Here is a 20,611-nt window from a genome sequence, read left to right as displayed (position 1 = left end):
GGTTCTCCTAGGATCGAAACAGACGGCTGTACTGCCGCTCGTGGGCCATGCTGGCCAGGGCCAGGCCGAACGGCGCGCCGCCAACCTGGCCTGGGTCGATGTCGCAGGCGATGCGCTGGGCGCTGTCGAGTGCCGGCAGCAGATCACTGGTCAGCCGTTGCGCGGCCTGTTGGCCAAGGGGCAAGGTTTTCATCAATACGGCCAACTGGTTTTCCAGCCAGCTCCACAGCCAGGCGGTAAGCGCGTCGGAGGGGCTGATGCGCCAGGCCCGGGCTGTCAGCGCCCAGCCCAGGGCCAGGTGTGGTTCATCGATTGCCAGCAGGAACGCCCGAGCGGGACAGTCCAGCTCTTCCAGCCCCAGCAGCAGCTGTTTAAGGGAGTAGCCCATCTGTCGGCTCTCGAGCTGGAATTCACGGGTTTCCCGGCTGGCGCGGTGCGCTTCCCAATGGTCACGCAGGACGTGCCAGTCTTCAGCCGCGGCGGCATTGCAATGGGCCAGAAGCAAGGGCGCCTCGAAGCGAGCCAGGTTGAGCTCGAGCTGATCCGTCAACCATACCGCCGCACTGCCCTGGCTACAGACCCAACCGGCTTCCACCGCCATCTCCAGGCCTTGGGAATAGCTATAGCCGCCAATAGGCAGCTGGGGGCTGGCCAGGCGCAGCAAGGCCCAGGCAGGGCTCACCGCCTGGCGCCAAACTGGTGCAGGCGAGGCGCATAGTTGAATGCTTCCTCACCGTGGTGTGAATGGTGATGGCCGCCGCCGTAGGCCCCGTGCTCCGGCTGGAAGGGCGCTTCGATCGCGCTCACGCTGGCGCCCAGTTGTTCGAGCATGGCCTGGAGCACGTGGTCCTCGAGCAGGCGCAACCAGCCTTCGCCTACCTGCAAGGCAACATGGCGGTTGCCCAGGTGATAGGCGGCACGGGTCAGCTCGAGAGCCGAGCCGCAGGTTACATGCAGCAGCCGCTCTGATCGTGCGCATACCTTCACTACGCGACCGTCTTCGGCCAGCAGGAAATCTTCATCGCGCAAGGGAGGCTGACCGCGTTCAAGGAACAGGCCGACGTCCTCGCCAGCGGCGCTATAGCAGCGCAGGCGGCTTTTACTGCGTGCCTCAAAGGTCAGATGAAGCTCTGCATCCCAAGTGGGACGCGGGTCCAGACGGTGATGAATGACAAGCATCGATAGGCTTCCAGCTCAGGACTGGAAGCAAGCCAGAGCAAGGGGCTTGCCAACTTGAACGCGCAGTGGAAAACCAGGGAGCGGTTGGGTCTAGGATGGAGCGGGGCGGGGTTCAAAATAGGGCGTTGGGGCGAGGCGTGCACAATTGAAGTGCAAGTGGCACCCGAGCCCGCCGGAAGCGGGCCTATCGGGACTACTTAGCGGTCAGGCCACAGTGTTCAGACTGCGGTCAGCGCCATCCTGGGCAACGGTGTTCAGATTGCGGTCGGCGCCATCCTGGGCGACGGTGTTCAGATTACGGTCGGCGCCATCCTGGGCAACGGTGTTCAGATTACGATCAGCGCCATCCTGGGCGATGGTGTTCAGACTGCGGTCAGCACCATCCTGGGCGATGGTGTTCAGACTGCGGTCAGCACCATCCTGGGCAACGCTGTTCAGGTTACGGTCGGCGCCATCCTGGGCGACAGTGAAGCGGTGGCTTGCAGTGACGGCGGCGGTGGGCTTGGCCTGGGTCGCCAGATCCTGATCCGTTACGGGCAAGGCAAAGGCACTGAAGGTGGCGAGGGACAGCGCGGCGGCGAAGAGTTGGCGTTTCATGAGAGGCTCCTTGAAGGGATGGAAATCTGTCTACGGGGCCCATGCTACGCGCTGTATCCCGAGGCGGAAGTCGATCCTCTGCATGATGAAAATCGATCAGAGTGATGATGGAAAACTCCATGCCGGTCAGGGAGTTAGATTTAACTGCCAGTAGTAGAAGCTGGGTATCGGCCGCAAGCCGAACGGGAGAGGGAAACCTCAGCCGTCTCGTTGCAGTCACACCTTTTGACTATCGATCGCGCATTCACGCCCTGGGATAGTCGCTGTATGGAGAGCCCGCATGTCTCGCCCGCTTCGCATTACCGCCTGGATTCTCGGCATATTGCTGGCCTTGATTGTTGTCCTGGTCGTGGTCATCGCCACCTTTGACTGGAATCGGGTCAAGCCCACCCTTAATGAAAAGGTGTCCGAGGCATTGCATCGCCCGTTCGCGATCAATGGCAACCTGGCGGTGGCTTGGGCTCGTCAGCCGGACGAAGGCGGCTGGCATGCCTGGGTGCCCTGGCCACATCTCATTGCCGACGACATCACCCTAGGTAATCCGGCGTGGTCCAAAGAACCGCAGATGGCTAGCCTCAAGCGCGTAGAGTTCCGCCTTTCACCGCTGCCGCTGCTGGCGCAACACATCGTGATCCCTCGTATCAACCTGACCGAGCCCAGTGCTGACCTACAGCGCCTGAAAGACGGTCGCGCCAACTGGGATTTCGACTTGGGGCCCAAGGATGACACCGCCGAGCCGTCGAGCTGGGTGCTGGATATCGGCGCGATCGGGTTCGACAAAGGGCGGGTTGGTTTCAACGATGCAACCCTGGATACCCAGGTACAGGTCCTGATCGACCCGCTTGGTCAGCCCATTCCCTTCAAGGCCCTGGCTGGGCAAAGCGAGGCGGCCAAGGCACTGGACGAGGCCGGTAACAGCGCCCAGGATTACGCTTTCGGTTTCAAGGCCGACGGGCGATACAAGGGCCTGCCCGTTCGCGGAACGGGCAAGATAGGCGGCTTGTTGGCGCTGCAGGACGCTCGGCAACCCTTCCCGGTGCAGGTCGACGCCAGTGCCGGCGCTACCCATGCGTCCGTGGTCGGTACCTTGACCGATCCCCGCAACCTGGGCGCCCTGGACCTGCACCTGAAGCTTTCCGGCACCAGCCTGGGCAACCTTTATCCGCTGACGGGCGTCACCTTGCCCGACTCGCCGCCCTACAGTACAGACGGCCATCTGGTTGCCCGGTTGCATGAGCCCTCGGGGGCAAGCTTTCACTATGACAACTTCAATGGCCGCATCGGTGACAGCGATATCCATGGCGACCTGGCCTTCGTTGCCAGCCAGCCGCGGCCAAAGCTGAGCGGCAAGCTTGTTTCCAACCAGTTGCTGTTCAGTGACCTGGCGCCCTTGATCGGTGCTGACTCCAACGCCGAGCAAAAAGCCCGGGGCGCGGACAGCCAACAGCCAACTGGCAAGGTATTGCCGGTAGAAGCGTTCAAGACGGACCGCTGGCGCGCAATGGATGCCGACGTCGAGTTCACTGGCAAGCGAATCGTGAAGGCCGAAAGCTTGCCCGTGTCGGATCTCTATACCCATGTGGTGCTCGACAATGGTCGCCTGCATCTGGATCCGCTGCGTTTCGGCGTCGCTGGCGGTCAGCTTGATTCCAACATTCGCCTCAATGGCCAGGTCGAGCCTTTGCAAGGCCAGGCGCGGCTTAGCGCACGTGGTTTCAAGCTCAAGCAGCTGTTCCCCACGTTCGAGCCCATGCGCACCAGCTTTGGCGAGCTCAATGGCGATGCGCAACTGGCCGGCACGGGCAATTCCGTCGCCGCCTTGCTGGGCACTGCCAACGGCAACCTCAAGATGCTGGTCAATGACGGGGCGGTCAGCCGCGACCTGATGGAAATTGCCGGGCTGAACGTGGGCAATTATGTGATGGGCAAGATCTTCGGCGACAAGGAAGTGAGGATCAACTGCGCGGCGGCAGACATCGGCATAAAAGACGGGCTGGCTAGTACCAACCTGTTCGTGTTCGATACGGAAAACGCGGTCATCTACATCGACGGTGATGCCAACTTCAAGACCGAGCGCATGGACTTCAAGATTACACCGGAATCAAAAGGCTTCCGCCTGTTCTCGCTGCGTTCGCCGCTTTACGTACGTGGGACCTTCGGCAGCCCCAGCGCGGGGGTGCAGGCCGTGCCCCTGTTGTTGCGTGGTGCTGGCATGGTCGCATTGGGCGCTGTGGTCGCACCAGCTGCCGGCCTGCTCGCCTTGGTCGCCCCGAGCGGAGAGGAACCCAACCAGTGTCGGCCGTTGCTGGAGCAGATGAAGCAAGGCAAGGTGCCGGCGACCGTAAGGTAGCGGTGCAGGAGCATGTGGGAGGTAGCGAAGCTGCCGAATGAGGGACCTATTCAGGGCCATTCCCCAGCTGGCGCTGGGTCCCACAGAAGCTCGGGAAGTAGCGAAGCTGCCGAATGGCAGGCTTTCCAAGCCGGCTTCGGCAGACCAGCCTTCCAGCGAAGGCTGTCTCCGGATCAGGTCAGGTCGCCGAGGATATCCGCCATGTCGTCGGCGTGCTCTTCTTCCTGCGCCAGGATGTCTTCGAAGATGCGCCGGGTGGTTGGATCTTTCTCGCCGATGTACTGCACGATCTCCCGGTAGGCATCGATTGCGATCCGCTCGGCCACCAGGTCTTCGTAGACCATTTCCTTCAGGTTGGCGCCGGCCTTGTACTCGGCATGGGACAAGGCGGACAAGCGGTCCGGATTGAATTCGGGTTCGCCACCCAGTTGCACGATACGTTCAGCCAGGCGGTCGGCATGCTCGGCTTCCTGCTGGGCGTGTTCCAGGAACTCATCCGCCGCCACGCTGGCCTTAAGGCCGGTAGCCATGAAGTAGTGACGTTTGTAGCGCAGTGTGCAGACCAGCTCGGTGGCCAGAGACTCGTTGAGCAAGCGAATGATCTCTTCCCGGTCAGCGGTATAGCCCTCGGTCACCGCGCCGTTATCCACGTTCTGGCGGGCGCGTTCTCGAAGCACGGTCTTGTCGGTCAATTGAAGGTTGAGCATGAGGGTTCTCCAGGGTTCACGGTGATCCGGCTCGCTCTATAGTTGGCGCCAGGCGCCAGGCGGGCTCGGTGAGAAGCAGGCGGCGGCCTGGGCATGGCCCAGCCGACGCCGCCTCGAGGCAACAGCCGGGCGTGTCATTTGGCCTGTTCGTTCTGCTTGCGCTGTTCGCAGGTCATGAAGCCTTTAGTGTCCACCAGGCCGGCGCTGTTGAAGCTCACATAATAGGCCTGCTGAGCACCGTCACGGTTGAGGATGTAGTTGTTGCAGGTGCCGTTGGCCGAGCCGGCGGTACCTTCGACGACAGTCGAGGGCGGGCCGGCAATGGTGCGCACTTGCTGCATCGTCATGCCTTTTTCAACTTGCTTGACCAGTGGCTCGTTGCGGTACGTCACGAAATCCACCGGGTTTTCCGGGGTAGTCTGGCAACCGGCAAGCACAGCGAGCACGCATGCAGCGGTCAGGGTTTGCTTGAACATGGTATCGCTCCAGGGAAAGCCGAACTGGCTACGGTTTTGGAGCTTCGCTTGTGTGCAAGAGTTCGACTTTCCGATGCAAATGGCGGCCCTTGTACAACCGCCTCGGTTCGGGCTGGTGGCCGACGCGGTTCACTGGCAGACTGCCCTTCCTCCCGGGTGGTTTGTTCGAGGCCGTATGCCCACGTTTTCTTCTCGTCACGCATTGATTGCCAGCTGGGTGCTGGTTATCGGCGGCTTGCTGATGGTTCTGCCGCTGCGCCTGTTGCCGAGCCTGCTCGCGGGCCTGCTGGTGTTCGAACTGGTGAACATGCTCACCCCACAGCTGCAACGACTGATCGCCGGGCCGCGGGCGCGCTGGGTGGCGGTGGCCCTGCTGGGCACCCTGGTGGTCAGCGCGTTGGCGCTGATTTTCTTTGGCGCGTTCAGCCTGGTCTTGCATGAGGTTGAAAACCCTGGCGCGAGCCTGGACAAGTTCATGACCGTGGTAGACCGTGCCCGGGGGCAGCTGCCTCCGGCGATCGACGCCTACCTGCCCACCAGCGCGGCTGAGTTCCGGGTGGCCATCGGCGCCTGGCTAGGCAAGCATGTCAGCGACCTGCAACTGATGGGCAAGGATGCGGTGCACACCTTCGTGACCTTGCTGATCGGCATGGTGCTCGGCGCCATCATTGCACTGCAACGCGCGTCGGACGAGACTGCTCGCCAGCCCTTGGCCGCGGCGCTCTATCAGCGTCTGACCCTATTGGTGCAAGCGTTCCGCAATATCGTGTTCGCCCAGATCAAGATTTCCCTGCTCAACACTGCCTTTACCGGGGTTTTCCTGGCCGTGGTGCTGCCGCTGCTGGGGATAAAGCTGCCGCTGACCAAGACCTTGATCGTGTTGACCTTCCTGCTGGGCCTGTTGCCGGTGATCGGCAACCTTATGTCCAACACGCTGATCACCATCGTTGGTCTGTCATTGTCAGTCTGGGTCGCCGTGGGGGCCCTGGGTTACCTGATTCTTATCCACAAGGTGGAATACTTCCTCAATGCCCGTATCGTGGGCGGGCAGATTAGCGCCAAATCCTGGGAACTGCTGCTGGCCATGCTGGTGTTCGAGGCAGCGTTCGGCCTGCCCGGCGTAGTCGCCGGGCCGATCTACTATGCGTATCTGAAAAGCGAACTGCGTGAGGCAGGGCTGGTGTAGGTTGTGCCTGCCGTTATCCGTAGCGGCGCCATGCCTCGATCGCCAACCCGCTTCCAATGCTACCGAAGCGATTGCCCTCAACGTGGCGAGCATTGGGCAGCATGGCCGCCACGCTGTCCCGAAGAGCGGGAATGCCGCTGGAGCCGCCGGTGAAGAACACTGTATCGACCTGATCTTCACGAATGCCGGCGCGTGCCAAGGTTTCGTTGACACTGGCATGTACCCGCTGCAGCAAGCCTTCGATGGCGCTTTCGAATAACGCGCGGGTCAGGTCCACGCTCAGGCCGGGCTCGATACGATCCAGGTTCAACAGGCGGGTTGGCGCATCGGTCAGCTGGATCTTGGTTTCCTCGACTTCCATGGCCAGCCAGTGGCCGGCCCGCTGCTCGATCAGGCGGAACAGCCTGTCGATGCCGAGGGTGTCTTCTATGTCGTAGCGCATATTGGCCAAGGCCAGCTGAGATTTTTGCGAGTACACCGAGTTGATCGTGTGCCAGGTCGCCAGGCTCAGGTGATAGCTGGTGGGCATCAGCGCCTGGCTTTTCATCCGGCTGCCGTAGCCAAACAGCGGCATGACGCCTTGCAGGCTCAGGTGTTTGTCAAAGTCGGTACCGCCCACGTGCACGCCGCCAGTGGCCAGGATGTCCTGCTCTCGCTCGGTGAGGGCGCGACGCTCCGGTGCCAGGCGTACCAGGGAAAAGTCGGAAGTACCGCCGCCGATGTCGACGATCAGAACCAGCTCTTCCCGCTCGATGCCTGCCTCGTAGTCGAACGCGGCGGCAATGGGCTCGTACTGGAAGGAGACGTCCTTGAACCCAAGCTTGCGCGCTACCGCCGCGAGCGTGTCTTCGGCTTCCTGGTCCGCGATGGCATCATCGTCCACGAAGAAGACGGGCCGGCCTAGCACCACTTGGTCGAAATCACGGCCGCCCGCGTTCTCGGCCCGCTGTTTGAGCTGGGCGATGAACAGGCCCAGCAGGTCCTTGAATGGCAGGGCGCTGCCAAGCACGCTGGTATCGTGTTTGATCAGGCGGGAACCGAGCAGGCTTTTCAGGGATCGCATCAGGCGTCCCTCGTAGCCGTCCAGATATTCTTTCAAGGCAAGGCGGCCATAGACGGGCCGGCGCTCTTCGGCATTGAAGAACACCACCGAGGGCAGGGTGATCTTGCCATCCTCCAGCGGCAGCAGGGTTTGCTCGCCGGGGCGGTACCAGCCTACGGTGGAATTGGACGTACCGAAGTCGATGCCGCAGGCGCGAGCGAAGGGAGCGGTGGTCATGTATCGGCCCTGGAGAAAAAACGGCCGCGCAGTGTATGTCAGGGCGCGACCGAACCGAAGAGCAGGGTGACGGATTTTTCCACCGCCTCACTTGAAAGCATGCCTGTGGCCCCAATCTAGAAGGCATTACCACGCGAACATTTGCTCCTGGCTGCGTCATGACAGACAGTGTCTTCATACAGGGGCGGCCTCGCGTTTTTCTCTTTTCAGGTGGTACCTACAGATGGATTTCAAAGACTACTACAAGGTGCTTGGGGTAGAGCCAGGGGCGGACGAAAAGATCATAAAGGCCGCTTACCGCAAGCTTGCCCGCAAGTACCACCCCGATGTGAGCAAGGAGCCGAACGCAGAAGCCCAGTTCAAGGAGGCTTCGGAGGCCTACGATGTGCTGAGCAACCCCGAGAAGCGCGCCGAGTACGATGAGCTGCGCAAGTACGGCGTGCATGGGCGTCCCTTCCAGGCGCCGCCGGGTTATGGCGGTGGCGGCTTTGGCCAGGAAAACGGAGATTTTTCGGACTTCTTCAGCGCCATCTTCGGCAACCAGAGTCGCGCCGGCAATCCCTTCGGCAGTGCGCGCGGGTCAGCGCGCAATACGAGCCGGCGCGGCAAGGACGTGGAGCTGGAACTGGCGCTGTTCCTTGAGGAGCTCCTTTCAGGCGACTCCAAGCAAGTCAGCTTCCGTGTACCTCAGTACAACGCTGCCGGGCATCCCACGGGCAACGCAACCAAAACCCTGAATGTGCGGATTCCGGCCGGGGTAACCGATGGCGAGCGGGTGCGCCTCAAGGGCCAAGGCGGCCCCGGCCACGCCGGCGGCGAACCTGGGGACCTGTACATGACCATCCGCTTCGCGCCGCACCCTCGCTTCACGGTCGAAGGCCATGACCTGGTGGTGGAAGTGCCGGTGGCCCCTTGGGAGCTGGCACTGGGAGCGAAGGTACAGGTGCCGACCCTCGGCGGGCGAATCAACCTTACCGTTCGCCCGGACAGCCAGAACGGCCAACGCCTGCGGGTGAAGGACAATGGCTTGCCGATCAAGGGCGGCGGCCGGGGAGACCTGTTGGTAATGCTCAAGGTGGTGATGCCGCCGAGCAACGATGCCACCCGGGAACTCTGGGACAAGCTGGCCCACCGGGCAGCCTTCGACCCGCGCGCTGGCCTGTAAGCCGGCCTTGGCCGCGATCAGGTCTGACACTTCATCACACCCGGTTACACCACGTCATACCCGGTCGCCACCAAGGCGGGCTGCTACGGGGCCACTAGAACAGGAAATACCGCTGCGCCATGGGCAGTTCATCGGCGGGTTCGCACCATAGCAGCACGCCGTCGGCCTTGACCTGGTAGGTCTGGGGGTCGACGTCGATCACAGGCTGGTAGCTATTGTGTATCAGGTCCGCCTTGGTGACGCCGCGGCAGCCTTTGACCACCCCTATGGCTTTCTTCAGGCCCAGCCGTTCAGGTACGCCAGCGGCCAGCGCAGCCTGGCTGATGAAGGTCAGGCTGGTGGCATGGCGCGCGCCACCATAGCTGGCGAACATGGGGCGGTAATGCACTGGCTGCGGCGTGGGAATGGAGGCATTGGCATCACCCATCAGGCTCGCGGCAATGGCGCCTCCCTTGAGAATCAGGCTGGGCTTGACTCCGAAGAATGCCGGACGCCATAGCACCAGATCCGCCAGCTTGCCCACTTCGATGGAGCCCACTTCGTGGCTGATGCCGTGGGTGATGGCCGGGTTGATGGTGTATTTGGCTATGTAGCGGCGCGCACGGAAATTGTCGTTGCGGTCGCTGTCTTCCGGCAGCGGGCCGCGTTGCCTGCGCATCTTGTCAGCGGTTTGCCAGGTGCGGGTGATCACCTCCCCAACTCGCCCCATGGCCTGGCTGTCGGAGCTGATCATCGAAAAAGCGCCCAGGTCATGGAGAATGTCTTCGGCGGCGATGGTTTCCCGGCGAATGCGGCTTTCGGCGAAGGCCACGTCCTCGGCGATGCTCGGGTCCAGGTGATGGCACACCATCAGCATGTCGAGGTGTTCGTCGATGGTGTTGCGCGTGAAAGGCCGGGTCGGGTTGGTGGAACTGGGCAAGACATTGGGTAGCCCGCACGCCTTGATGATGTCGGGCGCATGGCCGCCCCCGGCACCTTCGGTGTGGTAGGTATGGATGGTGCGGCCTTTGAACGCGCCCAGGGTGGTTTCCACGAAGCCGGATTCATTCAAGGTATCGGTATGGATCGCCACCTGCACGTCGTACTGGTCGGCCACGGCAAGGCAGTTGTCGATGGCCGCTGGCGTGGTACCCCAGTCTTCATGCAGTTTCAGGCCGATCGCCCCGGCTTCTACCTGCTCGATCAAAGGGCCAGGCAAGCTGGCGTTGCCCTTGCCGGTGAAGCCCAAGTTCATGGGAAAGGCGTCCGCAGCCTGGAGCATCCGCGCCATATGCCAAGGGCCCGGCGTGCAGGTGGTGGCATTGGTGCCGGTCGCCGGACCGGTGCCGCCACCGATCATGGTGGTCACCCCGCTCATCAGGGCTTCCTCGATCTGTTGCGGGCAGATGAAATGGATGTGGGTATCGATCCCGCCCGCGGTGAGAATCATGCCTTCCCCGGCGATCACTTCGGTACTGGCGCCCAAGGCGATGGTAACCCCCGGCTGGATATCCGGGTTGCCGGCCTTGCCGATAGCGGCAATGCGGCCGTTCTTCAGCGCAACGTCCGCCTTGACGATGCCCCAGTGGTCCAGCACCAGGGCATTGGTGATCACCGTGTCAGCCACCTCGGCTGCCAGAAGCTGCCCCTGGCCCATGCCATCGCGAATGACCTTGCCCCCGCCGAACTTCACTTCCTCGCCATAGACGGTAAAGTCCTTTTCGACCTCGATCCACAGCTCGGTATCAGCCAGGCGCACCCGGTCGCCCACGGTGGGGCCGAACATGTCGGCATAGGCCTGTTTGCTTATCTTCATCATCGCTCCTTGGAGGCGACCTTCGGGCCGCAAGCCTCAAGCCTCAAGCTTCAGGTTTTAACAAGTTCGTCGCTTGCAGCTTGCCGCTCAAAGGTCGCCCATTACCCGTGCGGCAAAGCCGTATACCCGGCGCAGGCCAGCCAACTCCACCAGCTCGACTTCCCGGCTTTGCCCAGGTTCGAAACGTACAGCGGTGCCGGCGGGGATGTTCAGGCGCATGCCGCGGCTGGCATCACGGTCGAAAGCCAGCGCGTCGTTGGTTTCGAAGAAGTGGAAATGCGAGCCTACCTGAATGGGACGGTCGCCTTGGTTGGCGACTCGCAAGCTGAGGGTGCGACGGCCCACATTGAGTTCAATCTCGCCCGCCTCGATGCGGTATTGGCCAGGAATCATGAGCGTGGTCCTTGCAGGAGCTTGAAATAGAGCGAAGTGGGGCGGTAGGTGCCGTCCGGAGAACAGGCGTAGTCGGGGATCTGGCCAGCGCGCTGGTAGCCGAGCCCCTGATAGAAGTCCTCGGCTGGCGAGCCGGTTTCGGTATCGAGGAACAGCAGTCCCCGCTTGAGGTGGCGAGCCTCGCTTTCCAGCGCGGTCATCAATTGGCTGCCCAGGCCATGGCGCCGGCAATCGGTGCGCACCAGCAGTTTCTGGACTTCGGCACGATTGCGCCCGTTGGGTTTCTGGCACAGCGCCAGCTGGACGCTGGCGACCACTGCTTCGTTCTTCACCACCACCCAGAGCAAGCGGTCACCCTGGCTGATCTCGACAGACAGCGAATTGAAGTAATCCGTGGCCGCCGCGCTGTCCAGGTCGTTCAGGAAACCGATAGAGGCACCGTCGGCTACGGCGTCGAGCAGCAGCTCCACCAGGCCGGGGCGGTAATGGGCAAAACTCTCGAGCGTGACGCGGCGCAGCTGGGCAGGGTTCATGGCTTACTCCTGAGGCGGGCAGGCACCTGGATTGAGAATGCATTGCATGAAGGTCAGGTCCAGCCAGCGGCCAAACTTCACGCCGACCTGTGGCATCTGGCCGGTAACCTGGAAGCCATGACGCTGGTGCAAACGTATCGAGGACTGGTTGCCGCTTTCGATCGCGGCGACCACCACATGCTTGCCGCAGGCCCGGGCGCGCTCGAGCAAGGGAGCGAGTAGCTTCGCCCCGAGCCCGAGGCCGCGCTGGCCGTCGCGCACATACACCGAGTTTTCCACCGTGTGGCGGAAGCCTTCGAATGGCCGCCAGTCACCGAAGGACGCGTAGCCCAATACCTGGCCTTCGCTGACCGCGACGAGGATCGGATAACGCTGCTGTTGGCGTAGGTCGTACCAGGCCTGGCGGTTGGCCAGGTCCACGGATTGTTCGTTCCAGATCGCCGTGGTATTGGCTACCGCGTCGTTGTAGATCTCGAGGATGCCAGGCAGGTCCGCTGGCGAGGCATCGCGAATTTCAATGGTCATTGTCGGCTCTCAGGCGATCGGCTGATGCACGGTGACCAGCTTGGTCCCGTCGGGGAAGGTGGCTTCGACCTGGATTTCCGGAATCATCTCGGCAATGCCCTCGATCACTTGGTCTCGGGTCAGCAGCGTGGTACCGAAGTGCATCAGGTCGGCCACGGTCCGGCCATCGCGCGCGCCCTCGAGCAAGGCGGCGCTGATGTAGGCGATGGCCTCGGGGTAATTCAGCTTCAGGCCGCGGGCCAGGCGCCGTTCGGCTACCAGGCCCGCAGTGAAGATAAGCAGTTTGTCTTTCTCTCGGGGCGTCAGGTCCATGAGCGTTACCTCGGTCAGGTGGTCCAGATCCGCGGAGGAACCGCGTCCCGGCCTAGAAGTTGTGGGCGCAGCAGGCGCCAGAGGCGGATCAGCCAGTCGCGTGCATCCAGGGCCTCGCCGGTCAGGCAGCGGGCGATGACCAGCCCGGGCAGTTGGGTAAGATCACCCTGACCTTGGCAAGGTAACGCGCGACAGGCTTCCAGGCAGGCCGGGTCGGCCTGGCCGGTGATGATCAGGGTGGCGAACACGGGCTGCCCGCGCAAGCCTATGGGGGAGTGGAGCAGGCGATCGCCCCCCGGCAGGCGCTGGCGTTCGTGCCAGATAAGCTCGCCGTCGCGGCGAATATCCAGCGCCGCCTGGAAATAGCCCGAGGTGAAGGCTTCGCCACTGGCAGGCCGTCCCAGTGCGACCACGTCCCAGTAGCACAGGCGGGCATCCCCGTGCAGGTCGATGCGGGCATCCAGGTGCGCCTGGGCGCCGCTGAACACCAGGGTTTCCTGCGGCAGCCACTCCAGGGTAGCGCCTGGCGCCACGCTCAGCTCGAGGCTTTGCCGCGCTGGCACCTCGGCACGGTACCACTTGGCCGCTCCTGGGCTGGTGAGCTGTGCCCAGGCGCCCGGACCGGCCTGGGCCGCCAGGGTCAGACGGTCGCCGCCAGCGATGCCGGCCGGGGGGTGAATGATGATGTGCTGGCACACCTCGGGCCCCTCGGGGTAGAGGTGTTTCTGCACCCGCAGGGGGCCAAGGTGACGGCGCCGCGTAGGCCGTGTGGTATCGCCGACCCGGGCGTAGGCCAGGTCGAGTTCGGCGTTCCACTGGGGAACGAACAGGCTGGGATTGGCAGGCAGGTTCATGGGCGCGGGCTTAGATCGTCACCAAACCGCGAACGCCATTGGCTTCCATCTCCGACCCGCGGCCCTGGGCCACGATCTCGCCTCGGGACATGACAAGGTACTGATCTGCCAGCTCGGCGGCGAAATCATAGAACTGCTCCACCAGCAGAATGGCCATGTCGCCTCGTGCGGCCAGCCGCCGGATGACCGCGCCGATTTCCTTGATGACCGAGGGCTGAATGCCTTCGGTAGGCTCATCGAGAATAAGCAGGCGCGGCTGGCTGGCCAGGGCGCGGCCGATGGCCAGCTGCTGTTGCTGGCCGCCAGACAGGTCGCCACCACGGCGGTGCTTCATGTCCAGCAATACCGGGAAGAGTTCGTAAATGAAGGCCGGAACTTGCCGCGCCTGGCCTGCCGGGAAGCGGGACAGCCCCATCAGTAGGTTTTCCTCCACGGTCAGGCGCGGGAAGATCTCCCGGCCCTGGGGTACGTAGGCGATGCCGGCTTGCACTCGCTGGTGCGGCTTGAAGGGGGTAATGGCCTGGCCCTCCCAGTGCACGCTGCCTTCCTTGGCCGGTAGCAGGCCCATCAGGCAGCGCAGCAGGGTGGTCTTGCCCACGCCATTGCGGCCCAGCAGGCAGGTGACCTCGCCGATGCGCGCCTGGAATGACAGCCCGCGCAGGATATGACTGCCGCCGTAATACTGGTGAAGCTCGGAAACTTGCAGCATGGGTTGTCCTTATGGATGAACCGGCAGTTGACTGGCGCGATCAACGCCCCAGGTACACCTCGATCACGCGCTCATCAGCCTGCACCTCTTCCAGGGTGCCCTCGGCCAGTACGCTGCCCTGGTGAAGCACAGTGACCTGGTCAGCGATGCTACCCACGAAGCCCATGTCATGCTCGACCACCATCAGAGAACGTTGGCCGGCCAAGCCCTTGAACAGTTCGGCGGTGAATTCGGTTTCGGCATCGGTCATGCCCGCCACTGGTTCGTCGAGCAACAGCAGTTGTGGGTCCTGCATCAGTAGCATGCCGATTTCCAGGAACTGCTTCTGCCCATGGGATAGCAATCCGGCGGGCCGGTTGACCGAGGCGGTCAGGCGGATCATTTGCAGCGTATGTTCGATCTGGTCCCGTTGCTCGCCGCTGAGCCGCGCGCGCAGGCTTGCCCAGACAGACTTATGGGTTTTCTGCGCCAGCTCCAGGTTCTCGAATACGGTCAAGGCTTCGAACACGGTCGGCTTCTGGAACTTGCGGCCTATGCCGGCCTGGGCGATCTGTACCTCGCTCAGGCGGGTCAGGTCCAGGGTTTCTCCGAACCAGGCCCGCCCCGCCGTGGGGCGGGTCTTGCCTGTGATCACATCCATCAAGGTGGTCTTGCCCGCTCCGTTGGGGCCGATGATGCAACGTAGCTCGCCGACTCCAATGTACAGGTTCAGGCTATTGAGCGCCTTGAAGCCATCGAAGCTGACGCTGATGTCTTCCAGGGTAAGGATGGTGCCGTGCCGGGTATCCAGGCCGGTAGCCGCGGCAGCGCCCAGACCCAGGGCGTCGCGGCTGGTGCCGGCATCGCGGTTGGGGTGCGGGTCCAGGGCAGGCTCAAGCATGAAGGCTGGGGTGGGAAGGGTTCTCATGCGTCACCTCGCTTTCTGAGCAGGCCGATCACGCCCTTGGGCAAGTAAAGGGTGACAAGGATGAACAGGGCGCCCAGGAAGAACAGCCAGTATTCGGGAAAGGCCACGGTGAACCAGCTCTTCATGCCATTGACCAGGCCTGCGCCCAGCAGGGGGCCGATCAGGCTGCCGCGCCCGCCCAGGGCTACCCAGACCGCCGCCTCGATGGAGTTGGTGGGTGACATCTCGCTCGGGTTGATGATGCCTACCTGAGGCACGTAGAGGGCGCCGGCCAGGCCGCACAGCACTGCGCTCAATACCCAGACGAACAGCTTGAAGCCGCGTGGGTCGTAACCGCAGAACATCAGGCGGTTCTCCGCGTCCCTCAGCGCGGTAAGCACCCGGCCGAACTTGCTGCGTGCCAGGCGCCAGCCCAGCCATAGGCTGGCCAGCAGCAGCGCCACGGTCAGCAGGAACAGCACTGCCCGAGTGCCCTGGCTGGTAATGGAGAAACCCAGCAAGGTGCGGAAGTTGGTAAAGCCGTTGTTGCCGCCGAAGCCGGTTTCGTTGCGGAAGAACAGAAGCATGCCGGCGAACGTCAGGGCCTGGGTCATGATGGAGAAATACACACCCTTGATCCGCGAGCGGAACGCGAAGAAGCCGAACACCAGCGCCAGCAAGCCGGGCGCCAGCACCACCAGGCACAAGGCCCAGAGGAAGTGCTCGGTGCCTGCCCAATACCAGGGCAGCTCGCTCCAGGAAAGGAATGTCATGAAGGCCGGCAGGCCATCGCCGGCGGCTTGGCGCATCAGGTACATGCCCATGGCGTAGCCGCCCAGGGCAAAGAACAGCCCATGCCCCAGGGAAAGCAGCCCGGCGTAGCCCCAGACCAGGTCCAGGGCAAGGGCGACTATGGCATAGCACAGGATCTTGCCCACCAGGGTCAAGGTATAGGCCGATACCTGCAGAGGGTGGGCCTCCGGCAACAGAGACAAGAGGGGCAGCGCCAGCAATACCAGCAGCAGCGAGACGCCGACGGCCCAGGACACGCGTGGCCCGGCCTTGCGGGCCACGGCGAGCATCAGAGGTTGGTTCATCAGTCGATCACCCGGCCCTTGAGTGCGAACAGCCCTTGTGGGCGTTTCTGAATAAACAGAATGATCAGCGCCAGGATGAGAATCTTGCCTAGCACCGCGCCGATCTGGGGTTCCAGCACTTTGTTGGCGATACCCAGGCCGAAGGCCGCGCAAATGCTCCCGGCCAGTTGTCCGACCCCGCCGAGCACCACCACCAGGAACGAATCGATGATGTAGCTCTGGCCCAGGTCGGGCCCGACGTTGCCAATCTGGCTCAGGGCGACGCCGCCCAGACCGGCGATTCCGGAGCCCAGGCCGAAGGCGAGCATGTCTACCCGGCCGGTCGGTACGCCGCAACAGGCGGCCATGGCCCGGTTCTGAGTCACGGCGCGTACGTTCAGGCCAAGGCGAGTCTTGTTCAGCAGCAGCCAGGTCAGGCCCACCACGAACAGCGAGAAGCCGATGATGACCAGACGGTTGTAAGGCAGTACCAGGTTGGGCAGTACCTGAACCCCCCCGGAGAGCCATCCGGGGTTGGCCACCTCGACGTTCTGCGCGCCGAACAGCACGCGAATCAGTTGGATGAGGATCAGGCTGATGCCCCAGGTCGCCAGCAGGGTTTCCAGCGGCCGACCATAGAGGTGGCGAATCACGGTGCGTTCCAGAGCCATGCCGATGGCGGCGGTGACCAGGAAGGCCACCGGCAGGGCCAGCAAGGGATACCAGGCCAAAGCGGCCGGGGCGTGATGCTGGAACAGCGTCTGCACGCCATAGGTGGTATAGGCGCCGAGCATCAGCATTTCGCCATGGGCCATGTTGATCACGCCTAGCAGGCCGAAAGTGATTGCCAGGCCGAGGGCGGCCAGGAGCAGGATCGAGCCCAGGGACAGGCCGCTGAACGCCTGCCCCAGCAGTTCGCCGATCCGTAATTGCCGTTCCACTTGCACCAGGCCGGTCTGAGCAGCGGTACGTACACCGGGGTCGGCTTCTGCGCCAGGCTCCAGCAGGCCTTGCAAGCGGCCTCGGGCGGCGGGGTCGCCACTGTCACCCAGCAGCCGTACGGCTTGCAGGCGAACCTGAGCATCCGGGTCGGTCAGTTGCAGGTTCGCCAGCGCCAGGCCGAGGGCCGCCTTCACAGGTGCGGAGGGCTCGCCTTCGTATTGGTGCCGCAGCGCGTCCAGCTGGGCAGGCAATGCGCTGCGCTGCAGTTGCTGGGCTGCGGCCAGGCGCTGATCGTCATCGGCGGACAATAGCTGGTGGCTGGCCAGGGCATTGTTCAGCAGCCCACGCAGACGGTTGTGGGGGTCGGGGTGTCTATGCCTTCCAGCGTTCCCTGATTGTCAATGAAGGGGTGCTTGTCGCTATCGGCGGCCAGGCGGCCATCCTGCAGCGCCTGCAACAGCGGCAAGCGCCCGGGTACGGGTTGGGCGGCCCAGGTTTCCAGCAGCCTGGCCTGGCCTGAAGTGTCGGCGCCAACGAAATCACCCGCATCGCTGCCCAGGGCGGGCAACGGCAGCAGCGTGGCGAGCAGCAACAGCACGGGGTAGATACGCATCAGGCTTTTCCTTGTGCCACGGCGCCTGCAGGGAGGCAGGGCCGTGGCGCCTTAGGCTGTGGATCAGTTGCTCTTGACGGGGTGGTCCGGCTTCTTGTCGTTGCCCGGAATATAAGGGCTCCAAGGCTGGGCGCGAATGGGCTCCTTGGTCTGCCACACCACGTTGAACTGACCATTGTCCTGGATCTCGCCGATCATCACGGGCTTGTGCAGGTGGTGGTTGGTCTTGTCCATGGTCAGGGTAAAGCCGGACGGCGCCTTGAAGGTTTGCCCGGCCATGGCTTCGCGAACCTTGTCTACATCCGTGGACTTGGCTTTTTCCGCTGCCTGCGCCCACATGTGGATGCCGACGTAGGTGGCCTCCATGGGGTCGTTGGTGACCACGGTATCGGCGTTGGGCAGGTTGTGGGCCTTGGCATAGGCTTTCCAGTCGGCCACGAACTTCTTGTTCACATCGTTCTCGACGGATTCGAAGTAGTTCCAGGCGGCAAGGTTGCCTACCAAGGGCTTGGTATCGATGCCGCGAAGTTCCTCTTCGCCCACGGAGAAGGCCACCACAGGGACTTCCGTGGCTTCGAGCCCCTGGTTGGCCAACTCTTTGTAGAAGGGAACGTTGGAGTCGCCGTTGACCGTAGAAATCACCGCGGTCTTGCCGCCGGCGGCGAACTTCTTGATATTGGCCACGATGGTTTGATAGTCGCTATGACCGAAGGGGGTGTACACCTCCTCGATGTCCTTGTCGGCGACGCCCTTGGAATGCAGGAAGGCCCGCAGGATCTTGTTGGTGGTGCGCGGATAGACATAGTCCGTGCCCAGCAGGAAGAAGCGCTTGGCCGCGCCGCCGTCTTCGCTCATCAGGTATTCCACGGCGGGAATCGCTTGCTGGTTGGGCGCCGCCCCGGTGTAGAACACGTTGGGGCTCATCTCCTCGCCTTCGTACTGGACGGGATAGAACAACAGGCCATTGAGCTCTTCGAACACCGGCAGCACCGATTTGCGCGATACCGAGGTCCAGCAGCCGAAGACCACCGCTACCTTGTCCTGGGTAAGCAGTTGCCGACCCTTCTCGGCGAACAGCGGCCAGTTGGAAGCCGGATCCACTACCACCGGCTCAAGCTGCTTGCCGTTCACCCCGCCGGCCTTGTTTATCTCATCGATGGTCATCAAGGCCATGTCTTTGAGCGAGGTTTCGGAAATCGCCATGGTCCCCGACAGCGAATGCAGAATGCCAACCTTGATGGTTTCCGCGGCCTGGACAGTCCAGGTCAAGCCCATCGCGGCTACGGAAGCCGAGAGGGTAAAAGCCTTTAGCAAACTGCGGCGCTTCATGTGCTATCTCCAGTGCTCTGGTCTTTTGGTTTTAGGCGTAGCGTGCTCCTGAACGGGTCTTTGCAAGGCGTGTGCCTGACAGGTGAAACGGCCCAGGGATGTGGAGGTTGACAGGTCGCCGAGCGCGGCCAGTGCGCCAGGGTGGGGCCCAGGGCTGGGCATGGTGCGACGCTGTGCGCCTTTGTAGTGCCGAACGCAGAGAACGTCAGGAGAATGTGAGCCCGTTGGCGAACGGACCGATCCATTCGCCAACTGGGGCTGTTTTACGCATGGCCTACAGCGCCTGGTTCAAGCCGCCGCGACAGGTTTGCGCCACCAACGCAGCACGGCATATTCCAGCACCGCGACCAGGAGCAGCGAGGCGCCGACCAGGGGGAACAGGACGCCAATCACGGCCATGACCGCCACGGCGGTTTTCCACAGCGGAAGATCATGACGCAGGGGTGGCGCGCCTAGCCCTCTGGCGGGCCGACGTTTCCACCAGATCACCAGGCCGCTGACCGACCCTAGCAGCACCATCACGCAGATCAGCAGCACCACCAACTGATTGGCCAGGCCGAACATCTTGCCTTCGTGCAGCATCACCGAGAGCTCGGTGGCCCGGGCGACAGGGCCATACTGGGCGTAGCGCACGTCCGCCAGGACACGGCCGGTGTACTGGTCAATGTGCAGGGTGGCATCGTTACGCGGGTCATCGGCGAACACCGCCACGGTATAGACACCGGTATCGGTTTTTGGAAAGGTCACGCTATAGCCGGGATGCACGCCGGCCCGCTCGGCCGTGTCCACCACTGTCTGCAGGCTCACCTGTGGCGCCGCCGGCCCGCCGGCTGGCGCGCCATGGCCCATGTGCTCGGCGTGGGCGCCGCCGCTCATTGGCATGGGCATGGTTTCCACCGCCCAGGGAACGGTCTGCCGCTCAGCCTGGTTCAGGTTGCGCGCCTTCACATCTGACAATGGCACCTCGCTGAACATGCCGGTCGGAAAGCGGTTCCACAGCTCGGCGTACTGCTTGCCCCAGATACCGGTCCAGGTCATCCCGGTCAGCAACATGAACAGCAGGCCCAGCGAGCCCCAGAAGCCGACCACGGCATGCAGGTCGCGCCAGAACAGACGCCCACGGCTGGCCAGGCGGGGCCAGAGCACACCGCCTGCGCCTTTGCCTCGCGGCCACCAGAGGTAAAGCCCGGAGATGACCAGCACCACGCCCCATCCGGCCGCCAATTCCACGATGGCGTCGCCCACCTTGCCCATCAGCAGTTCCCCGTGCAGAGCACGGGCCATGGCTTGCAGGTTGTAGAAGGCATCCTGGGTGCCCAGCAACGCTCCGCTGTAGGGGTCGAGGAACAGGCTCAGGCTGCGGCCGTCCTGGGCGAGGATGAACTGAGCGCTGCTGTCGGCCGTGGCCGGCGGCAGGTATTGATCGATGCTGGCATGCGGATAGGCATCCCGAACCTGGGCCAGCAAGGCGTCGGCCGGCAAGGGCTGAGCCTGGGCCTGCACGCGCATCAGTTGCGGGTAAAGCAGAGGGTCCAGTTGTGGCTTGAACAGATAGATGATGCCAGTGACGGCCAGAATGATCATTACCGGGGCTACCAGCAGGCCGGCATAGAAATGCCAGCGCCAGGCCAGGTTATAGAAAGAAACACGCATGGCGAACTCCACGAGATAAGCGATCAGCCGTGCGGCCCACAGCGGCTGCCGG

General features: G+C 63.1%; 20 protein-coding genes and 1 pseudogene. 3 read left to right on the top strand and 18 right to left on the bottom strand.

Annotation, left to right across the window (positions count from 1 at the left end):
* Positions 1-7 precede the first annotated feature (7 nt).
* The 3 genes from BN1188_RS03800 to BN1188_RS03790 form a co-directional block, all read right to left on the bottom strand.
* Entirely contained in the window at positions 8-682 is a 675-nt protein-coding gene (locus BN1188_RS03800; RefSeq protein ID WP_040260002.1) for an urease accessory protein UreF, read from the bottom strand.
* Positions 679-1,179, bottom strand: coding sequence for an urease accessory protein UreE (gene ureE / locus BN1188_RS03795; protein WP_040260001.1), 501 nt, complete (start codon positions 1,177-1,179; stop codon positions 679-681). Before ureE ends, BN1188_RS03800 begins: the two co-directional genes overlap by 4 nt.
* 204 nt (positions 1,180-1,383) lie before the next feature.
* Positions 1,384-1,776: a hypothetical protein gene (locus tag BN1188_RS03790; RefSeq protein WP_040260000.1), complete on the bottom strand. Its 393-nt coding sequence runs from the start codon at positions 1,774-1,776 to the stop codon at positions 1,384-1,386.
* A 280-nt stretch (positions 1,777-2,056) separates the two neighbouring features.
* On the opposite strand from BN1188_RS03790, the gene BN1188_RS03785 reads away from it, so the two are divergent.
* Entirely contained in the window at positions 2,057-4,126 is a 2,070-nt protein-coding gene (locus BN1188_RS03785) for an AsmA family protein (RefSeq protein WP_040259999.1), read from the top strand.
* Positions 4,127-4,299: 173 nt separating this feature from the next.
* Here BN1188_RS03785 and BN1188_RS03780 read toward each other — a convergent pair whose 3' ends face one another.
* Positions 4,300-4,833, bottom strand: a complete 534-nt coding sequence (locus tag BN1188_RS03780; RefSeq protein ID WP_040259997.1) for a ferritin-like domain-containing protein — start codon at positions 4,831-4,833, stop codon at positions 4,300-4,302.
* Positions 4,834-4,967: 134 nt separating this feature from the next.
* Entirely contained in the window at positions 4,968-5,309 is a 342-nt protein-coding gene (gene osmE / locus BN1188_RS03775; RefSeq protein ID WP_040259996.1) for an osmotically-inducible lipoprotein OsmE, read from the bottom strand.
* Positions 5,310-5,484: 175 nt separating this feature from the next.
* Between osmE and BN1188_RS03770 the strand changes: the two genes are divergently transcribed.
* Entirely contained in the window at positions 5,485-6,495 is a 1,011-nt protein-coding gene (locus tag BN1188_RS03770) for an AI-2E family transporter (protein ID WP_040260521.1), read from the top strand.
* A gap of 13 nt (positions 6,496-6,508) precedes the next feature.
* On the opposite strand, the gene BN1188_RS03765 is transcribed toward BN1188_RS03770, so the two are convergent.
* Complete coding sequence (locus tag BN1188_RS03765; RefSeq protein WP_040259995.1) at positions 6,509-7,774, bottom strand: Hsp70 family protein; 1,266 nt, start codon at positions 7,772-7,774, stop codon at positions 6,509-6,511.
* A gap of 223 nt (positions 7,775-7,997) precedes the next feature.
* Here BN1188_RS03765 and BN1188_RS03760 point away from each other — a divergent pair, with 223 nt between their 5' ends.
* Positions 7,998-8,939, top strand: coding sequence for a DnaJ C-terminal domain-containing protein (locus tag BN1188_RS03760; RefSeq protein WP_040259994.1), 942 nt, complete (start codon positions 7,998-8,000; stop codon positions 8,937-8,939).
* 94 nt (positions 8,940-9,033) lie between these two features.
* Here the strand turns inward: BN1188_RS03760 and ureC are convergent, their stop codons facing one another.
* The 12 genes and pseudogenes from ureC to BN1188_RS03700 form a co-directional block, all read right to left on the bottom strand.
* On the bottom strand, positions 9,034-10,734 hold the full coding sequence (ureC, locus tag BN1188_RS03755; protein ID WP_040259992.1) for an urease subunit alpha: 1,701 nt from the start codon (positions 10,732-10,734) through the stop codon (positions 9,034-9,036).
* An 87-nt stretch (positions 10,735-10,821) separates the two neighbouring features.
* Entirely contained in the window at positions 10,822-11,127 is a 306-nt protein-coding gene (locus BN1188_RS03750) for an urease subunit beta (protein ID WP_040259991.1), read from the bottom strand.
* Positions 11,124-11,660 (bottom strand): GNAT family N-acetyltransferase, encoded by a 537-nt coding sequence (locus BN1188_RS03745; protein WP_040259989.1) that lies wholly within the window; start codon positions 11,658-11,660, stop codon positions 11,124-11,126. The genes BN1188_RS03750 and BN1188_RS03745 overlap by 4 nt, the downstream gene beginning before the upstream one ends.
* A 3-nt stretch (positions 11,661-11,663) precedes the next feature.
* A complete protein-coding gene (locus tag BN1188_RS03740) occupies positions 11,664-12,185 on the bottom strand; it encodes a GNAT family N-acetyltransferase (protein ID WP_040259988.1) in 522 nt (173 codons plus the stop codon).
* 9 nt (positions 12,186-12,194) lie between these two features.
* Positions 12,195-12,497 (bottom strand): urease subunit gamma, encoded by a 303-nt coding sequence (gene ureA / locus BN1188_RS03735; protein ID WP_040259987.1) that lies wholly within the window; start codon positions 12,495-12,497, stop codon positions 12,195-12,197.
* A gap of 14 nt (positions 12,498-12,511) precedes the next feature.
* Positions 12,512-13,351 carry an urease accessory protein UreD gene (locus BN1188_RS03730; RefSeq protein WP_040259985.1) on the bottom strand — a complete coding sequence of 280 codons (840 nt, stop codon included), beginning with the start codon at positions 13,349-13,351 and terminating at the stop codon, positions 12,512-12,514.
* A 10-nt stretch (positions 13,352-13,361) separates the two neighbouring features.
* Entirely contained in the window at positions 13,362-14,060 is a 699-nt protein-coding gene (urtE, locus tag BN1188_RS03725; protein ID WP_040259984.1) for an urea ABC transporter ATP-binding subunit UrtE, read from the bottom strand.
* Positions 14,061-14,100: 40 nt separating this feature from the next.
* Positions 14,101-14,967 (bottom strand): urea ABC transporter ATP-binding protein UrtD, encoded by an 867-nt coding sequence (urtD, locus tag BN1188_RS03720; RefSeq protein WP_040259983.1) that lies wholly within the window; start codon positions 14,965-14,967, stop codon positions 14,101-14,103.
* The gene (gene urtC / locus BN1188_RS03715) at positions 14,964-16,043 is read right to left on the bottom strand and encodes an urea ABC transporter permease subunit UrtC (RefSeq protein ID WP_040259981.1); all 1,080 of its coding nucleotides are present in this window, start codon (positions 16,041-16,043) and stop codon (positions 14,964-14,966) included. The genes urtD and urtC overlap by 4 nt, the downstream gene beginning before the upstream one ends.
* Positions 16,043-17,577: pseudogene (urtB, locus tag BN1188_RS03710) on the bottom strand (urea ABC transporter permease subunit UrtB). Before urtB ends, urtC begins: the two are co-directional and overlap by 1 nt.
* Positions 17,578-17,640: 63 nt before the next feature.
* Positions 17,641-18,906, bottom strand: coding sequence for an urea ABC transporter substrate-binding protein (gene urtA, locus BN1188_RS03705; RefSeq protein ID WP_040259979.1), 1,266 nt, complete (start codon positions 18,904-18,906; stop codon positions 17,641-17,643).
* A gap of 288 nt (positions 18,907-19,194) precedes the next feature.
* Positions 19,195-20,559 carry a PepSY-associated TM helix domain-containing protein gene (locus BN1188_RS03700; protein ID WP_040259977.1) on the bottom strand — a complete coding sequence of 455 codons (1,365 nt, stop codon included), beginning with the start codon at positions 20,557-20,559 and terminating at the stop codon, positions 19,195-19,197.
* Between the last annotated feature and the right edge of the window lie 52 nt (positions 20,560-20,611).

This window comes from Pseudomonas massiliensis (assembly GCF_000826105.1).
Classification (GTDB): domain Bacteria; phylum Pseudomonadota; class Gammaproteobacteria; order Pseudomonadales; family Pseudomonadaceae; genus Aquipseudomonas; species Aquipseudomonas massiliensis.
Note: the sequence above shows the minus strand (reverse complement) of the source record. Positions and strands in the feature narration are given on the sequence as shown.

Excerpts from the sequence above, each read along its gene's own strand:
- BN1188_RS03740 (WP_040259988.1), bottom strand. The coding sequence starts at position 12,185 with ATGACCATTGAAATTCGCGATGCCTCGCCAGCGGACCTGCCTGGCATC.
- urtA (WP_040259979.1), bottom strand. The coding sequence starts at position 18,906 with ATGAAGCGCCGCAGTTTGCTAAAGGCTTTTACCCTCTCGGCTTCCGTA.
- urtD (WP_040259983.1), bottom strand. The coding sequence starts at position 14,967 with ATGAGAACCCTTCCCACCCCAGCCTTCATGCTTGAGCCTGCCCTGGAC.
- BN1188_RS03745 (WP_040259989.1), bottom strand. The coding sequence starts at position 11,660 with ATGAACCCTGCCCAGCTGCGCCGCGTCACGCTCGAGAGTTTTGCCCAT.
- BN1188_RS03760 (WP_040259994.1), top strand. The coding sequence starts at position 7,998 with ATGGATTTCAAAGACTACTACAAGGTGCTTGGGGTAGAGCCAGGGGCG.
- BN1188_RS03700 (WP_040259977.1), bottom strand. The coding sequence starts at position 20,559 with ATGCGTGTTTCTTTCTATAACCTGGCCTGGCGCTGGCATTTCTATGCC.
- BN1188_RS03750 (WP_040259991.1), bottom strand. The coding sequence starts at position 11,127 with ATGATTCCTGGCCAATACCGCATCGAGGCGGGCGAGATTGAACTCAAT.
- BN1188_RS03785 (WP_040259999.1), top strand. The coding sequence starts at position 2,057 with ATGTCTCGCCCGCTTCGCATTACCGCCTGGATTCTCGGCATATTGCTG.
- BN1188_RS03790 (WP_040260000.1), bottom strand. The coding sequence starts at position 1,776 with ATGAAACGCCAACTCTTCGCCGCCGCGCTGTCCCTCGCCACCTTCAGT.
- BN1188_RS03765 (WP_040259995.1), bottom strand. The coding sequence starts at position 7,774 with ATGACCACCGCTCCCTTCGCTCGCGCCTGCGGCATCGACTTCGGTACG.
- osmE (WP_040259996.1), bottom strand. The coding sequence starts at position 5,309 with ATGTTCAAGCAAACCCTGACCGCTGCATGCGTGCTCGCTGTGCTTGCC.
- BN1188_RS03730 (WP_040259985.1), bottom strand. The coding sequence starts at position 13,351 with ATGAACCTGCCTGCCAATCCCAGCCTGTTCGTTCCCCAGTGGAACGCC.
- ureC (WP_040259992.1), bottom strand. The coding sequence starts at position 10,734 with ATGAAGATAAGCAAACAGGCCTATGCCGACATGTTCGGCCCCACCGTG.
- urtC (WP_040259981.1), bottom strand. The coding sequence starts at position 16,043 with ATGAACCAACCTCTGATGCTCGCCGTGGCCCGCAAGGCCGGGCCACGC.
- BN1188_RS03770 (WP_040260521.1), top strand. The coding sequence starts at position 5,485 with ATGCCCACGTTTTCTTCTCGTCACGCATTGATTGCCAGCTGGGTGCTG.
- ureE (WP_040260001.1), bottom strand. The coding sequence starts at position 1,179 with ATGCTTGTCATTCATCACCGTCTGGACCCGCGTCCCACTTGGGATGCA.
- urtE (WP_040259984.1), bottom strand. The coding sequence starts at position 14,060 with ATGCTGCAAGTTTCCGAGCTTCACCAGTATTACGGCGGCAGTCATATC.
- ureA (WP_040259987.1), bottom strand. The coding sequence starts at position 12,497 with ATGGACCTGACGCCCCGAGAGAAAGACAAACTGCTTATCTTCACTGCG.
- BN1188_RS03780 (WP_040259997.1), bottom strand. The coding sequence starts at position 4,833 with ATGCTCAACCTTCAATTGACCGACAAGACCGTGCTTCGAGAACGCGCC.